General features: G+C 70.4%; 16 protein-coding genes and 1 pseudogene. 13 read left to right on the top strand and 4 right to left on the bottom strand.

What is annotated here, in order from left to right; translation table 11 throughout:
• The first annotated feature begins 41 nt into the window (after positions 1-41).
• The 9 genes and pseudogenes from AB0D59_RS09870 to AB0D59_RS09910 all read left to right on the top strand — a co-directional run bounded on the left by AB0D59_RS09870 (position 42) and on the right by AB0D59_RS09910 (position 9433).
• On the top strand, positions 42-1568 hold the full coding sequence (locus tag AB0D59_RS09870) for a GMC oxidoreductase (protein ID WP_362562989.1): 1527 nt from the start codon (positions 42-44) through the stop codon (positions 1566-1568).
• Positions 1568-2623, top strand: a pseudogene (locus AB0D59_RS09875) (glycine betaine/L-proline ABC transporter ATP-binding protein); the annotation flags it as partial. The gene AB0D59_RS09870 and the pseudogene AB0D59_RS09875, both read left to right, overlap by 1 nt.
• A 464-nt stretch (positions 2624-3087) precedes the next feature.
• Positions 3088-5022 (top strand): ABC transporter permease subunit, encoded by a 1935-nt coding sequence (locus AB0D59_RS09880; RefSeq protein ID WP_362562990.1) that lies wholly within the window; start codon positions 3088-3090, stop codon positions 5020-5022.
• Positions 5023-5024: 2 nt separating this feature from the next.
• Positions 5025-5975 carry an ABC transporter substrate-binding protein gene (locus AB0D59_RS09885; RefSeq protein ID WP_362563517.1) on the top strand — a complete coding sequence of 317 codons (951 nt, stop codon included), beginning with the start codon at positions 5025-5027 and terminating at the stop codon, positions 5973-5975.
• Positions 5976-6106: 131 nt separating this feature from the next.
• Positions 6107-7519 (top strand): condensation domain-containing protein, encoded by a 1413-nt coding sequence (locus AB0D59_RS09890; RefSeq protein WP_362562991.1) that lies wholly within the window; start codon positions 6107-6109, stop codon positions 7517-7519.
• A 227-nt stretch (positions 7520-7746) separates the two neighbouring features.
• Positions 7747-7992 (top strand): hypothetical protein, encoded by a 246-nt coding sequence (locus AB0D59_RS09895; protein WP_362562993.1) that lies wholly within the window; start codon positions 7747-7749, stop codon positions 7990-7992.
• A 7-nt stretch (positions 7993-7999) separates the two neighbouring features.
• Positions 8000-8365 (top strand): hypothetical protein, encoded by a 366-nt coding sequence (locus AB0D59_RS09900; RefSeq protein WP_362562995.1) that lies wholly within the window; start codon positions 8000-8002, stop codon positions 8363-8365.
• Positions 8366-8461: 96 nt separating this feature from the next.
• Positions 8462-8788: a hypothetical protein gene (locus tag AB0D59_RS09905; RefSeq protein ID WP_362562996.1), complete on the top strand. Its 327-nt coding sequence runs from the start codon at positions 8462-8464 to the stop codon at positions 8786-8788.
• A gap of 300 nt (positions 8789-9088) precedes the next feature.
• Positions 9089-9433: a hypothetical protein gene (locus AB0D59_RS09910; protein WP_362562998.1), complete on the top strand. Its 345-nt coding sequence runs from the start codon at positions 9089-9091 to the stop codon at positions 9431-9433.
• An 84-nt stretch (positions 9434-9517) separates the two neighbouring features.
• Here AB0D59_RS09910 and AB0D59_RS09915 read toward each other — a convergent pair whose 3' ends face one another.
• The 3 genes from AB0D59_RS09915 to AB0D59_RS09925 all read right to left on the bottom strand — a co-directional run bounded on the left by AB0D59_RS09915 (position 9518) and on the right by AB0D59_RS09925 (position 11005).
• Positions 9518-9805, bottom strand: a complete 288-nt coding sequence (locus AB0D59_RS09915) for a hypothetical protein (RefSeq protein WP_360487764.1) — start codon at positions 9803-9805, stop codon at positions 9518-9520.
• A 220-nt stretch (positions 9806-10025) separates the two neighbouring features.
• On the bottom strand, positions 10026-10313 hold the full coding sequence (locus AB0D59_RS09920) for a hypothetical protein (RefSeq protein WP_351693341.1): 288 nt from the start codon (positions 10311-10313) through the stop codon (positions 10026-10028).
• A gap of 206 nt (positions 10314-10519) precedes the next feature.
• Entirely contained in the window at positions 10520-11005 is a 486-nt protein-coding gene (locus AB0D59_RS09925; protein WP_362563001.1) for a hypothetical protein, read from the bottom strand.
• A 463-nt stretch (positions 11006-11468) separates the two neighbouring features.
• Between AB0D59_RS09925 and AB0D59_RS09930 the strand changes: the two genes are divergently transcribed.
• The 3 genes from AB0D59_RS09930 to AB0D59_RS09940 all read left to right on the top strand — a co-directional run bounded on the left by AB0D59_RS09930 (position 11469) and on the right by AB0D59_RS09940 (position 13478).
• A complete protein-coding gene (locus AB0D59_RS09930; protein ID WP_362563002.1) occupies positions 11469-12125 on the top strand; it encodes a hypothetical protein in 657 nt (218 codons plus the stop codon).
• A gap of 75 nt (positions 12126-12200) precedes the next feature.
• On the top strand, positions 12201-12476 hold the full coding sequence (locus tag AB0D59_RS09935; RefSeq protein ID WP_362563003.1) for a hypothetical protein: 276 nt from the start codon (positions 12201-12203) through the stop codon (positions 12474-12476).
• A gap of 360 nt (positions 12477-12836) precedes the next feature.
• Entirely contained in the window at positions 12837-13478 is a 642-nt protein-coding gene (locus tag AB0D59_RS09940; protein WP_362563006.1) for a chaplin, read from the top strand.
• A 96-nt stretch (positions 13479-13574) separates the two neighbouring features.
• On the opposite strand, the gene AB0D59_RS09945 is transcribed toward AB0D59_RS09940, so the two are convergent.
• Positions 13575-14099, bottom strand: a complete 525-nt coding sequence (locus AB0D59_RS09945) for a carboxymuconolactone decarboxylase family protein (protein WP_362563008.1) — start codon at positions 14097-14099, stop codon at positions 13575-13577.
• 46 nt (positions 14100-14145) lie between these two features.
• Here AB0D59_RS09945 and AB0D59_RS09950 point away from each other — a divergent pair, with 46 nt between their 5' ends.
• Entirely contained in the window at positions 14146-15576 is a 1431-nt protein-coding gene (locus AB0D59_RS09950; protein WP_362563010.1) for a PLP-dependent aminotransferase family protein, read from the top strand.
• Positions 15577-15602 lie beyond the last annotated feature (26 nt).

The raw sequence follows: 15602 nt of genomic DNA on the forward strand, positions 1-15602 counted from the left end.
AGCCTCACCGAGGTCTTCGGAAGCCTTTTGGAGCACCCCCCATGTCCCAGTCCCACACCTACGACTACGTCGTCATCGGCGGCGGAACCGCGGGTTCCGTCATAGCCTCCCGTCTCACCGAGAACCCCGATGTCACGGTGGCCGTGATCGAGGGCGGTCCCAGCGACGTCGGCCGCGACGACGTCCTCACCCTGCGCCGCTGGATGGGCCTGCTCGGCGGCGAGCTGGACTACGACTACCCGACCACCGAGCAGCCGCGCGGCAACTCCCACATCCGGCACAGCCGGGCCCGCGTCCTCGGCGGCTGCTCGTCGCACAACACGCTCATCGCCTTCAAGCCGCTGCCCTCCGACTGGGACGAGTGGGAGGCGGCCGGTGCCAAGGGCTGGGGCGGGGTCCCGATGGAGGCGTACTACGCCCGTCTCCTCAACAACATCGTCCCGGTCGACGAGAAGGACCGGAACGCCATCGCCCGCGACTTCGTCGACGCGGCGCAGGAGGCGCTGGGCGTCCCGCGCGTGGAGGGCTTCAACCGCAAGCCGTTCACCGAGGGCGCCGGCTTCTTCGACCTCGCCTACCACCCCGAGGACAACAAGCGCTCCAGCGCCTCGGTGGCCTACCTCCACCCGGTGATGGACGACCGGCCCAACCTGACGATCCTGCTGGAGACCTGGGCGTACCGGCTGGAGCTGGACGGCACCCGCGCCGAGGGCGTCCACGTCCGCACCAAGGACGGCGAGGACCTGCTGATACGGGCCCGCGAGGAGGTCGTGCTGAGCGCGGGCGCCGTCGACTCCCCGCGGCTGCTCCTGCACTCGGGCATCGGCCCGGCCCAGGACCTCGAGGCGCTCGGCATCCCGGTCGCGCTCGACCTCCCGGGCGTCGGCGAGAACCTCCTCGACCACCCCGAGTCGGTGATCGTCTGGGAGACGAACGGCCCGATCCCGGAGAACTCCGCGATGGACTCCGACGCGGGCCTGTTCGTGCGCCGCGACCCCGAACACGCGGGCCCGGACCTGATGTTCCACTTCTACCAGATCCCGTTCACGGACAACCCGGAGCGACTGGGCTACCAGCGCCCGGAGTTCGGCGTCTCGATGACCCCGAACATCCCCAAGCCGCGCAGCCGCGGCCGGCTGTACCTCACCAGCCCCGACCCGTCCGTGAAGCCCGCGCTGGACTTCCGCTACTTCACCGACGAGGACGACTACGACGGCCGCACCCTCGTCGACGGCATCCGTATCGCCCGCGAGATCGCGAAGACCGAGCCGCTGGCCGGCTGGCTGAAGCGCGAGGTGTGCCCGGGGCCGGAGATCCTCGGCGACGCCGAGCTCAGCGAGTACGCCCGCAAGGTCGCGCACACGGTGTACCACCCGGCGGGCACCTGCCGGATGGGCTCCGCGGACGACCGACAGGCCGTGGTGGACCCGGAGCTGCGGATCCGCGGCCTGGACGGCATCCGTGTTGCCGACGCGTCCGTCTTCCCGACCATGCCGGCCGTGAACCCGATGATCGGAGTGCTGATGGTCGGCGAGAGGGCCGTGGACCTGCTGAAGGGCGGTGCGTGATGAGTAGTACGACCCCTGTGACGAGCCCTGCCACACCCCCTGGCTCTACCCCTGTCTTCTCCGTCGACGGTCTGTGGAAGGTCTTCGGTCCGAAGGCCGAACGCGTTCCCGCGGACCCCGAGCTGACCGGGCTCGCGCCCGCCGACCTGCGCGCCCGCACCGGTTGTACGGCCGCCGTCCGTGACGTCTCCTTCGACGTGCGCAAGGGCGAGGTCTTCGTGGTGATGGGCCTGTCGGGTTCCGGGAAGTCGACGCTGGTCCGCTGCCTGACCCGGCTCATCGAGCCCACGTCCGGCACGATCGTCATCGACGGCGAGGACGTCCGTGCGATGGACAAGGGGCGGCTGCGGGAGCTGCGCCGGCACCGTGCGGCGATGGTATTCCAGCACTTCGGGCTGCTGCCGCACCGGTCCGTCCTGGACAACGTCGCGTACGGCCTGGAGATCCAGGGCGTCGGCAGGTCCGAGCGGCGCAGGCGGGCCGCGGAGGTCGTCGCCAAGGTCGGCCTGGAGGGCCTGGAGCAGCGCCGCCCCGGCCAGCTGTCCGGCGGCCAGCGCCAGCGGGTCGGGCTGGCGCGGGCGCTCGCCGTCGACCCCGAGGTGCTCCTCTTCGACGAGCCGTTCAGCGCGCTCGACCCGCTGATCAGGCGGGACATGCAGGAGGAGGTGGTCCGCCTGCACCAGGAGGAGGGCCGCACGATGGTCTTCATCACGCATGACCTGAGCGAGGCGCTCAAGCTCGGCGACCGTATCGCGCTGATGCGGGACGGGCGGGTGGTGCAGCTCGGTACGCCGGAGGAGATCGTCGGTTCCCCGGCCGACGACTACGTCCGGGAGTTCGTGCGGGACGTACCGCGCGAGCAGGTCCTGACGGTCGGCTCCGCGATGCGGGCACCGGAGGCGGGAGAGACCGAGACGGGCCCGGTGGTCGGCGTGCGGTCGACGGTGGCCGAGGCGATCGACGTGGTGGCCGCGGCCGGCGCCCCGGCACGGGTCGTGGAGGGGGACCGGTGCGTGGGCGTCGTGGACGCGGACACGCTGCTCGGCATCGTGGCGAAGCCGCCCACGGGCGGGCATTCGGCCGCGGCCAGCGGTGGGCCGCTCGCGCCCACGGGGCAGAGCCGCACAGGTGAGAGCCCCGCGCCCCTGGGTGGGGATGCGGAGGGTCCCTCGCAAGGTCACGGAGCTGACCCGGGTGCGGGCCGTCGTCCGGCCGCGGGCAGTGGTGGGTCGCTCGCGCCCACGGGGCAGAGCCGCACAGGTGAGAGCCCCGCGCCCCTGGGTGGGGATGCGGCGGGTCCCTCGCAAGGTCACGGAGCTGACCCGGGTGCGAGCCGTCGTCCGGCCGCGGGCAGTGGTGGGCCGCTCGCGCCCACGGGGCAGAGCCGCACAGGTGAGAGCCCCGCGCCTCTGGGTGGGGAGCCGCACCGTCCGTCGCAGAGTCCCCCGGCCGATGGGGTTCCTCCCGAGCGCGGGCAAGTGAAGCCCCCCGCCCCCCGTACCAGTCCGGAGGGCGTCTGATGGCGACGATCACTGTCCCGAGTCCCCGCCGAATAGCCCTGCCCGCCAGCCAGGCGGTGCGCAAGCTCCTCGCCCTGGCCGTGGTCGCCGCGGTCCTCGTCCCCCTGGCCAACTCCCACTGGACCGCGGCCGCTTGGCCCCACACCCTCACCGTCGACCTCTCCTCCCCCCTCACCTCCGCCAGCAACTGGGTGATCGACAACCGCGACACCCATCCCCTCTTCCTCTACTTCCTCGGCTACATCAGCAACGCCGTCGTCCTCACCGTCCGCGCCGTCTACCTCGCCCTCCTCGCCGCGGGCTGGCCCGGCGTCACCGTGCTCGCCGCAGCCGTCGCGCACCGCGTCGCCGGCCTCCGGCTCGCCGTCGGGACGGCCGTCGCGTTCCTCGCCTGCGGTGCCCTCGGCATGTGGGTGCCGACCATGCAGACCCTCGCCCTGATGGTCGTGGCGGTCCTCGCGTCCGTCGCCGTCGGCCTGGTCCTCGGCCTCGGCGCCGGTCTCTCCGACCGGCTGCACCGCGCCCTGCGCCCGGTCCTCGACACCATGCAGGTGCTCCCCGCCTTCGCCTACCTCCTCCCGGTCGTCCTGGTCTTCGGCATCGGCGTCCCCGCGGCCGTCCTCGCCACCGTCGTCTACGCCGCCCCGCCCATGGCCAGGCTCACCGCCCTCGGCCTGCGCGGCGCCGACCCGGAAGTCCTGGAGGCGGTGGAGTCCCTGGGCGCCACCCGAAGGCAACGGCTGCTGACCGCCCGTATCCCGCTCGCCCGCAAGGAACTCCTCCTCGGTCTCAACCAGACGATCATGATGGCGCTGTCGATGGCGGTCATCGCCTCCGTCATCGGCGCCGGCGGCCTCGGCGACCGCGTCTACCAGGCCCTCGCCTCGGTCGACGTCGGCGCGGCCCTCGCGGCCGGCATCCCGATCGTGCTGCTCGCGGTCGTCCTGGACCGCATCACCGCGGCGGCGGGCGAGCGGGACGACACCCGCCGCTCCCCGGTCGGCCTCCTCTACGCCCTCGCCGCGACCGTGGCCGTGGCCGTCGTCGCCCGTCTCCTCGGCGGCCTCGGCTGGCCCGCCGCCTGGACCGTGAACTTCGCCGAACCGGTCAACCGCGCCGTCGACTGGATGACCGCCCACCTGTACTCGGGCGTCCCGGTCGTGGGCGGCACCGCCGACTGGGCGGCCCACTTCACCACCTGGATCCTGGACCCCGTCCGGTCGGGCCTGCAGTGGCTGCCCTGGTGGTCGGTGCTGCTCATCGTCGCCGCCCTGGCCTGGTTGATCGGCACCTGGCGCACCGCGCTCACCGCCGTCCTCGCGATGGCCGCGATCGGTGTGCTGGGCGTCTGGGAGCCGTCGCTGGACACGCTGTCCCAGGTCCTCGCGGCCGTCGCCGTCACCCTCGTGCTCGGTCTCGCGACCGGTATCGCCGCCGCCCGCAGCGACCGCGTCGAACGCGCCCTGCGCCCGGTCCTGGACGTGTTCCAGACCATGCCGCAGTTCGTGTACCTGATCCCGGTCGTCGCCCTGTTCGGTGTCGGCCGCGCTCCGGCCGTGGCGGCCGCCGTCGTCTACGCGCTGCCCGCCGTCGTACGGATCACCGCCCAGGGGCTGCGGCAGGTCGACCCCGCTGCCCTGGAGTCCGCGCGGTCGCTCGGCGCCACCGGCCGTCAGCAGCTGTGGCAGGTCCAACTACCGCTCGCCCGGCCCGCTTTGCTGCTCGCCGTCAACCAGGGCGTGGTGCTGGTCCTCGCCGTCGTCATCATCGGCGGCCTGGTCGGCGGTGGCGCCCTCGGCTACGACGTCGCCTTCGGTCTCGCCCAGGGCGATCTGGCGACCGGACTGGTGGCCGGTGCCGCCATCGTCTGCCTGGGCCTGATGCTCGACCGGGTCACCCAGCCCACGGAGCGCCGTACGAGGAAGGGAGCATGACCATGCGTCGTACGACCCTGGTGGCCGCCGCCTCCGTGCTCGTCCTCACGACCGGCTGCGGTGCCGCCGACATGACCAAGCAGGCCTCGCCCTTCGCCAACGCGCGGGGATCGAAGACCGTGACCCTGTCCGTGCAGTCCTGGGTCGGCGCGCAGTCCAACGTGGCCGTCGCCCAGTACCTGCTCGAACACGAACTCGGCTACCGCGTCGACACCGTGCAGGTGGACGAGGTGCCCGCCTGGGACGCGCTCAGCCAGGGACGCGTCGACGCGATCCTGGAGGACTGGGGCCACCCGGACCAGGAGAAGCGGTACGTCGAGGACAAGAAGACCATCGGCCGTGCCGGGGACCTCGGAGTCACCGGGCACATCGGGTGGTTCGTGCCGACCTATCTGGTCAAGCAGCACCCCGACATCACGAACTGGAAGAACCTCAACAAGTACGCCTCGCTCTTCCGCACCGCGGAGAGCGGCGGCAAGGGCCAACTCCTCGACGGCTCACCGTCGTACGTCACCAACGACAAGGCGCTGGTGAACAACCTGAAGCTGGACTACCAGGTCGTCTTCGCCGGTTCCGAGGCCGCCCAGATCACCCAGATGAAGCAGTTCGCCAAGGAGAAGAAGCCCTTCCTGACCTACTGGTACTCGCCCCAGTGGCTGTTCAAGAAGGTGCCGATGACCGAGGTGAAGCTCCCGGCGTACCAGGAGGGTTGTGACGCCGACGCGGCCAAGGTCGCCTGCGCCTATCCGCACACCCCGCTGCAGAAGTACCTCAACGCGGACTTCGCGAAGAGCGGCGGCAGGGCGGCGGCCTTCCTGAAGAAGTTCAAGTGGACCACCGAGGACCAGAACGAGGTCTCGCTGATGATCGCCGACCAGAAGCTGAGTCCTCAGGAGGCCGCCAAGAAGTGGGTGGAGGGTCACCCCTCGGTGTGGAAGGAGTGGCTGTCGTGAGCAACACCGGTTGATCGCTTCGCCGTTCGAGGTGTCACACGTCCCGCTGAAAAGCGGGCGACACAGCGGCCATCGCTCGCGCACGGCTCTGCCTTGATCAAGCTGGTGTCTTCTGTGAAGGAGACGCCATCGTGCGAATTTCTGACATTCAGCGCTGTGAGGTCCGGCCCGGACGGCTAGTCGAGTGGACGTTCAGCCCGGCGACCGTGGCGGCCGCGACAGCGCTCCCGCCGGATCCGCGGCCGCCGGCGTACATCCAGGAGTCGCACATCAGAACGGCGCGGGCGGTGCGCGAGGACGGGTTGTTCGTACCGACCTGGCTCGGCACGGCGTTCGACCTGCCGGGCCGGGCCGACCTCGACGCGCTGGAAGAGGCCTTGCGCGGCTGGACGTTGCGTCACGAGACGCTGCGCAGCGGCTTCCGGTGGGACGGCGACGACATGCACCGGTTCACGCTCGACGCGAACGACGTGACGCTGCACCGCGAGGTGGTCGGCGACTTCGCCGACGCGGAGGTGCTGACCCGGTACCTGCAGGACCGATTCGACGTCGCGGCGGACGCGCTCGGCTGGCCGAACCTCATCTACGCGGCGGTCGTCCGTGACGACTCCACCAGCGTGTACATGGCCTTCGACCACACCAATGTCGATGCCTACTCCCTCCAGCTCACCTCGAACGAGATCCACGGGCTGTACACGTCGGGCGGCACGGGGCGGCCCGTCGCCGGTACGCCGGTGGGGAGTTACGTCGACTTCTGCCGGCACGAGCGGGCGAACGCGGACGGGATCGACGACACGCACGCGATCGTCGCGCGGTGGCGGGAGTTCATCGCCCGGTGCGACGGGAGGCTTCCGGAGTTCCCCGTCGACCTCGGTCTGCAGCCCGGTGGCGCGCTGCCCGCCCAGAAGCTGATGTGCGAGCCGCTCGTCGACGCGGACACCGCCGCCGCGTTCGAGGCGCACTGCCGGCCCTACGGCGGCAGTCTGGTGGGCATCCTGGCCGCGACCAGTCTGATCGTCCACGAACTCGGCGGGCAGCCGGTCTACCGTACGGTCGTGCCGTTCCACACCCGGCTGAAGTCCCAATGGTCGGACTCCGTGGGCTGGTACGTCGGCGGAGCACCGATCGAGGTGCCCGCGGCACGGGACTTCGACGGCGCACTCGACACGGTCCGCGCCGAGCTGCGGGCCAACCGGTCGCTGGCGCGCATTCCACTGGCCCGCGTACTGCGTCTGCTCGGCGCGGACTTCCGTCCGACCTCGCCCGACATGTACTCGATCGTCTCGTACGTGGATGCCCGCCTCACCCCCGGCTCGGCCGACTGGACCGAGCAGAAGACGTACGGGCTGATCCGGGTGTCGTACGGCGACCAGGTGTGCGCCTGGGTCAGCCGGCTGCACGAGGGGCTCTGGTTCGCCTGCCGTTACCCGGACACCGAGGTCGCCTACAAGAACGTGCGGCGGTATGCCGAGCGACTGCGGGACCTGATCGCCTCCGTGCCGGCGGGCGATCACACGCGAGCCGCGCAGCCGGAATTCCTCTGACTCAACTTCCCGCTGATACGACCGTATTGGAATCGGCGGCACATATGGCTAACGGTAACCCGAGGTGCCATACGGTCAATTGGCGTCCCTCTGGTGGTTTCGTCGGGCTATATGCCCATGGGGAACACGGATCTCCCGTGCGCTAAGTCGCATGCGGCTACTGCTAGTGTTTGCGCGGTCACGCTAGGCAATCGGTCTCGATGTACAAGCGAAGAATCGAGGTTTCCATGCGCAAGCTTCAGAAGGTCGTGCTCGCGGCGGTCGCGGCGGCCGGCGGCCTGTCCGCCATCGGCGCCGGCACCGCTGTCGCCGACAGCGGCGCCAACGGGCTGCAGGTGTCCGACCTCTACCGCCCCTACCAGGAGTGCAGTCCGCAGACGGTCGCCGAGAACGATGTCCCGATCGGTGTGCTCGGTCTCGCAGGCACCACGGACACCACCTGCGGTCAGTACAACACCGCTTTCACAGGGTGAGCCTGACATGTTCAACAGGAAGAAGATCGCGGCTCTTTCGGTGCTCCTCGGCGGCCTCGTCGTAACCGGTACCGGCATCACCCAGGCGTATGCCGTATCGGGCCCGGGGGCCTGCACCCAGGACGTCCTGGGCAACCTCTCCTGCACCCAGCGGTTCGAGGGCGAGGTCCCCGAAGGTGAACTCCCGCCCCACCGGGACACCTGTCAGACGGTGCAGCCCCTGACGGTGCCTGCCGTTCTGGGCAACGGGAGGGCGCGGCTCGGGCCCGAGGTGACCTGTTCCCCCGAGACGTGGGGATCGACCGGTACCCGCGAGGACCGGCACGCGGACCATTGGCGGGCGATGTCGCGAGGCGAGAACGACGCGACATGAGCGAGTGTAGATCCTGAATGACTACCTAATGTGTGTATATGCTCACATTGTGTAGTCAAACCGGGCTGTCCTGCCCGGACAAGAAAGGGTCACATCATGCGTAAGTTTCAGCGCGCCGCGGTCGTAGCGGCGGCGATTGCCGGCCTGTCCTTCGTCGGTGCCGGGGCCAGCTTCGCCGCCGGTGGCGAGGACGCGGGCCAGGGCGTCACCGCCGTGGCCAACTCGTCGGCCAACGCCGTTGCCGTCGGTAGCGGTTACTACGGTCCGGCCGTGCAGCCGCAGGGTCAGCCGGAGGAGCAGAAGGCCGGTCCTGAGCAGGGTCCCGAGCAGGGTCCCGAGCAGGGTCCCGAGCAGGGTCCTGAGCAGGGTCCCGAGCAGGGCCCCGAGCAGGGTTACGGCCAGCAGGGCGGCGAGGGCGAGTAACGACGTACCGAGGGTTCGTCCTCTCGGCGCCATCACGAGCGCACCGGCCTTCTTCGGAAGCCTGAGGGACATCGCACGAACTCCGGGGTTCGCGCAGCGGCTTGCTGGGTGACATCCCGTGGCGAAGGCAGCCCGGACGCACCGCTCCCTCGGGGCGCGCGTCCGGGCTGCCGCCATCCTGTCGTCGGTTGCGGCCGGCCTCGCGGCCAGGCGCAGGATGCTCTGTTTCGACCTTCTCGGGCCCGGACGCACGCCGGTAACGGCACGCGACCGGGCCTCTTTTGCAAAGGAAAGCAGCACATGTTCACTCGGCAGAAGATTGCCACCGTCACGGGCCTCGTCGGGAGTCTCGCGGCGATCTGCGTGGGCGCCGGACAGGCGTACGCGGACGGACACTCGAGCGACTGCAAGACCAACGCGCAGGGTGACACCGTCTGTATTCGCAAGAACGAGGTCCACACCGACAAGGACGGCACGCACATCATCAGGCAGACGCAGAACTGCGAGACGACCGACCGGCCGAGCGTGGTGTATCCGGAGGACGGACTGCTGGGCAGCGGCTCCACGGACGCCGGGCCCGTTGTGGACTGCTCCAACAAGGCGGAGCTGCCCAAGGGCTTCGAGAAGCCGCACATCGCGTTCTGAGGGCCATTGACGCGTTTCTGAGCGCCATGGACAAAGCCCGGTGCCCCGGCCGACGGCCGGGGCACCGGGCTTTGTCGTTTCGCCTTACTTGCCGAAGCTGTTGTTGCAGCCCATGTCCGAGCCGAGGTGGCTCTGCTGCGCACCGGCGTTGCCTTCGCCGTTCAGCAGGTTGCCGCCCAGGCCGTTGCCGATGCCGACCTCGCCGAGGATGTCGACGTTGCCGTCGTGCGACGTACAGGTGCTGCTCTGCCGGATGTCGAAGCTGTCGCCTCGCTTGCCGCCGCCCTGGTCGGCGTGGGCGGCGCCGGCGCCCAGGAGCCCGATGCTCCCGAATGCGGCGAAGAGGACGGCAGCCATGCGTACCTTGTGCATTTCATCTCCGGTGAGGTGAGGTAGAGGCGATCCGTGAAAGATCGGCATCCGTTGACCTGAAGGTTGATACGAAATAACCGAGATATTCCAGCGGCGCGCCGAAAACGAGCAATTTTCGCCGAGTCGGAGGTCTTCCGGTGCATACAAATGGTCCCGGCGCGGGCATGAAGCCCGGCACCGGGACCATTTGTCAACCGACGTCTCCGCGCCGATCAGATTTTCAGAATGCGCTGTTGTTGCAGCCCATGGTGGAGCCGATGTCGGTGGCCTGGGCGCCCGGGTTGCCCTCGCCGTTCAGCGCGTTGCCCAGGACGCCGTCGAGCAGGCCGACCTCGCCGAGGACGTCCAGGTTCAGGTCGTGCGACTTGCAGTTGGAGCTCTGCGTGATCTTGAACTTGTCGCCGTGTTCGCCGCCCTTTCCGCCCTGGTCGGCGTGGGCCGTGCCGCCGACGAGTCCGATGCTGCCGATTGCGGCGATCAGGACGGCAACGTTGCGAAGCTTACGCATGTCATCTCCGGGGAGTGAGTGGGTGCGATCTGTGGGAGATCGACTTATTACAGTTACGGGAGATTAGTACGAAATACGCCAAAGATGGCAACGACGCGCCGATTTCGCGATCACAAAGCGAAAGCACCCGAAAGCCGTATCGCGTCGGTGCGGACCCGTCGGTCGCGATTCTCGACAACTCCCTTTCGAGCACCGACGTTTGGCGGTCACCCCTGGCGCGCGTTGGCGAGCGAGTTCGACTGGCTGTTGGCCTGGGAGCAGTCGATGCCTCGGGTCTGGGAGGCGGCGAGCAGAGCGACCGGGACGTTCGCGTCGAGCAGGGACTGCGGGCTGCACTCCTGGGACGGACGGAACATGTTGGTCTGGCTCACCGGGGCGGCCTGTCCCTGCGCCGGCTGCGGGGCCGGCGGCGAAAGCTGCGGGTTGATCTGTGGGTTCAGCTGCGGGTTGATCTGCGGGGCGACCTCGGTGCCACGCTGCGGGGGCGCCTGCTGCTGGGTCGGCGAACCGTAGGACTGCGCGGTCGCCTGAGCGGAGGCGGCCGAGGCGGCCTGGGCGTCCGGCTGTGAAACGGGAGGCGGCACAGCCCCGTTGTAGGCGGCGGGGGTGGCGGCGGAGCTTGGGGCGGCGCCGACGGCGGTGAGACCCCCGGCTGCTGCGACGACGAGCGCGACCCTACGAAGCTTGCGCATGGAATTCTCGGCCCTTCATTGACCTGTGCACGGAATCTGATGAAATGCTGATGAGGCGGCGCAGTTGTCGCTGTTCCTGCTGCCCTGTGCGGCTGCGGTGACCCATCGTTCTTGCCCCGTGGGGAACGAGACGCGCGCAGACCCAGAAACGGTCGCCGGGTCGTGGTCACCCATTTGCCGCAGGGTGTGCGGACAGTGAAGTCCGGCCCATTGGACGGCAAATGGGTGACGGGCTTTTGGACGCCGTGACCGCAGGCAGACAATCCTCGTTCCGACGAGGAGAAGGCAGCGGCAGTGGACCTGAAGAGGTGAGGCAATCGCTGTCGGCTCCGAAGGCGAAGTCCGCGTGCTTATCGGAACTGCCGCTGCCGGCGGTGCGGTACGAGAATCACATCGAGTGCACGTGTGACCGCGCTGAATGCAATGGACTTCCCTAATCAGGTATCGAAGGGCCGAGGGTTTCATGCGCAAGCTTCACAAGGCCGCGCTCTTTGTAGTGGCGGCCAGCGGTCTGTCCGCACTCGGCGGCGGTGTCAGTCATGCCGCTCCCATCGGACAAGGCAGTCCCGCCCCGGCGCCGGCTCCGGCTCCCGAGCAATTCGCTCCCCAGGCGGCCCCGGCGCCCGCGCCTCAGCCGGTCCAGCAGGCCGCGCCCGCGCCCGCGCCACAGCCGACCGGTTACGCCTCCAGCACGGCCTCCTCGCAGGGAGTCGCGCAGGCCGCCACGACGCCGTACCAGCAGCAGGCCGCCCCGCAGTACCCGCAGCAGGCCCCCCCTCCGTACCAGCAGCAGGCCGCGCCGCAGTACCCGCAGCAGGCCGCCCCGCCGCAACCGGTCCAGGCCGCCCCTCAGCAGCCGGCCCAGGTGGTGCCCCAGGTCATGCCCCAGGTCATGCCGCAGGTCGCCCCTCAGCTGGCCGTGCCCCAGGTACCCCAGACCGTCGGCTCGCAGGCCCCGGCGATCGTCGCCCCGCAGGTGAACCCCCAGATCAATCCGCAGGTGAACCCGCTCCTCAGCCCGCAGCTCGGCTCGCAGGGTGTGCCGCAGCTCTCCCCGGTCGGCCTCGGACAGGTCGCGGCACCTCCCGTCGGCCAGCTGGGGCTTCCCCGACTCGGCTGACGGCCGCGCCGGCGAACATCCGCACTTCCCGCCCGATCTCTTGCAGATTCCATCCGCTCGACCAATGGAGAACCCATGCGCACGTTCCACAAGGCAGTCCTCGTGGGCGCCATGCTCGGCAGTGTCGGCGCCCTCGGCGGCAACACCGCCTTCGCACACGACGACCTGGGCCGCGACCTGGACATCACGCAGGCCACCGAGTGCCGTTCGCACGACATGAACATCGAGGTGATCGGCAGCGTCGGCGCGATCACCGGTCTGGCGGGCAACCTGCTGAACGGCGAGGGCAACCCGGGTGCACAGCAGAGCCACCTCGGTTCGGACATGGGCTGCAACAACCAGGCGCTCTGACCCCTCCGCTGCTTGCCCGGCCTGTGCCGCCACGGGCCGACGCGCAGCAGCCGCCCGCCGCGTCGATCACCCGGCCACGTACCCCGCCGTCGTGCGCGCATCCGCTGCCCGAAGCCGAACCATGGCGCAGCCGGACGTCGGCGGGGTGCCGGCCCGGAGGACCGCGGCGCCCCTCGTCTCATAGACGGCCGGGCGGGCCCGCAGGCTCCAGCCCGGCATGCCCGCATCGCCCTGATGCCGGTCAAATGCTCGAAAAGCTACTACTTCTTTCGTTCTGCTTGGATTTCGCCGATCGCGGGTGAGTGCCCGCGACGTGTCTGGAAGGGCAGGGACCCCATGAAACGGGCTACCCGAAACAGTGTGATCGCCTTCGCCGTCGCGTCTGGTGCGATGGCGGTCGCGGGCCCGGCGTGGGCCGACTCCGCCGCGGACGGTTCCGCGTCCGGCTCGCCCGGGCTGGTCTCCGGCAACGACATCCAGTTGCCGGTGAACATCCCCGTGAACGTGTGCGGGAACACCGTCGACGTGATCGGGCTGCTCAACCCAGCGATGGGCAACCGTTGCGCCAACGAGGGTGGCAAGGCCAAGGAGAAGGAAGGGGCCGCGGCCGTCGGCAGCGCCCACGACTCACCGGGCGTCCTCTCCGGCAACGGCATCCAGCTTCCGGTCGACGTTCCCCTGAACGCCATCGGCAACAGCGTGAACGTGGTGGGTATCGGCAATCCCGTCTTCGGCAACGAGTCCGTCGACACACCGGCCGACCATCCCGACAAGCCCGTCCGGTCCACGCCTCCCGTCCGCCACCAGCCGTCACACCCGGCCAAGGCGCACCCGGCGCCGAAGCCGCCCGCCACCGTCGTCCGGCAGCGGACGACCGGCACGCTCGCCCACACCGGAACGGGCAACCCCTGGGCGCCGGCCGCCGCGAGCCTGGCGTCGCTGACGGCCGGAGTGGTGCTGTACCGGCGCTTCCGCCCGGCGGCGGTCAGCCACGTGAGGTGATCCCGGCCGCCCCGTCCGACGGAGCCAGGCGGCGATCTCCCGGACCGCCGCCGTGGCCCCCTGCCGGAGCCCCGGCCGGGCGGACACCGGCCTCGCTCACGCGTGCTGCCCCGGCGTGTAGTGCCCCGGCACCAGACGGCAGGTCACCCCGAACCGGTTCCACGCGTTGATCACCGTGATCGCGGCGATCAGCTGGGCCAGCTCCGCCTCCTCGAAGTGCTTGGCGGCCCGGTCGTAGACGTTGTCCGGCACAAAGCCTCCCCCAGACTTCGTCTGGGAGGTGCCCCCAGTGAGGACGGTCACCGCCTCCGTCAGGCCCAGCGCCGCCAGCTCCTTCTCGGTGTAGAAGTGCTCGGACTCGTCCCAGGCGCTGAGCTGGATGATCCGCTCGACGCTCTCGCCCTGCGCCAGCGCGTCCTTGCTGTGCATGTCCACGCAGAGCGCACAGCGGTTGAGCTGCGAGGCCCGGATCTTCACCAGCTCCAGGAGCTTCGGGTCGAGGCCCTTCCGGGCGGCGGTGTCCAGCCGGACCATCGCCCGGTAGACGTCGGGCACCAGCTCCGACCAGGGCAGGCGGGGGGAGTGTTCGGGCGCGTACTCAGTCGGGTGTTCTGTGGTCATATCTCGACCCTAGGAGTGAGGCAGCCCAGGAGTATGGTCCATTTCCATGGGGAAAACATGGGCCACTCTGGGCGTCGACCTCCATCTGGAACCGGCCGGTCCGGGCCTGCGCCGGGGCCTGACCGACGCCCTGCGCGAAGCGGTCCGCGGCGGCCGGCTGATCCCCGGGACCCGGCTGCCGTCGTCCCGTTCCCTCGCCGTCGACCTGGGCATCGCCCGTAACACCGTCGCCGACGCCTACGCCGACCTGGTCGCCGAGGGCTGGCTCACCGCCCGCCAGGGCTCCGGCACCCGGGTCGCGACCAGGGAGCCGACGCCGTCGCCGGCCGGGCGGCACGGAGCGACACCCGCCGGCGGCACGACCGCCCACCGCCCCGCCTACGACCTGCGCGCCGGCCACCCCGACCTCTCCGCCTTCCCGCGCGCCGAATGGCTCAGGGCGGCCCGCCGCGCCCTCACCACCGCCCCCAACGAGGCCTTCGACTACGGCGATCCGTGCGGCCGCGTCGAACTGCGCACCGCGCTCGCCGCCTACCTCGCCCGTGCCCGGGGGGTACGCGCCGACCCCGAACGCATCGTGATCTGCGCCGGGTTCGCGCACGGCCTGAGCCTGCTCGGCCGGCTGCTGCGGGTCCGCGGGGCGGACACGGTCGCCGTGGAGTCCTACGGCCTCGACGAGCACTGGGGGCTGCTGACGACGGCCGGACTCCGCACCTGCCCACTGCCTTTCGATCAACTCGGCACGGACACAAGGGACCTGCCCCAGGGCCCGGCCGCGGTGCTGCTGACCCCCGCCCACCAGTTCCCGATGGGCGCGCCGCTGCACCACGACCGGCGGGCGGCCGTCGTCGACTGGGCGCGGCGCACCGGCGGCCTGGTCCTGGAGGACGACTACGACGGCGAGTTCCGCTACGACCGCCGTCCCGTCGGCGCCCTCCAGGGCCTCGCCCCCGACGAGGTCGTCTACCTGGGCACGGCCAGCAAGTCCCTGGCGCCCGCACTGCGGCTGGCCTGGATGGTGCTGCCGCCGCGCGTGGCCCGGGAGGTGACGGAGGTCAAGGGCGGCGTGGACACCTGCGGTGCGCCGGACCAGCTGACGCTCGCCGAGTTCATCACCTCCGGCGCCTACGACCGGCACGTCCGCGCGTCCCGCTACCGCTACCGGCGCCGCCGGGACGCCCTGGTCGCGGCCCTCGCCGAGCGCGCCCCGGGCATCCGGGTCACCGGCATCGCGGCCGGCCTGCACGTGCTGCTGCGGCTTCCGCCCGGCACCGAGCGCCGGGTGATCCGCGCCGCCGCCGCACAGGGCCTCGCCCTCGACGGCCTCACCCCGCGCCACCGCCACCCCGACGCGGTCACCGCACCCCTGGACGCCCTCGTCCTCGGCTACGGCACCCCCGCCGACCACGCCTGGTCGGGGGCGCTGGACATCCTGTGCGCGGTGCTGTCGGACCCGGCGGTGACCGGCGTCGAATGAGTTCCAGGAACCGTCGTCGCCCTGGA

This window comes from Streptomyces sp. NPDC048417, assembly GCF_040651615.1.
In the GTDB taxonomy this organism is placed as follows: domain Bacteria; phylum Actinomycetota; class Actinomycetes; order Streptomycetales; family Streptomycetaceae; genus Streptomyces.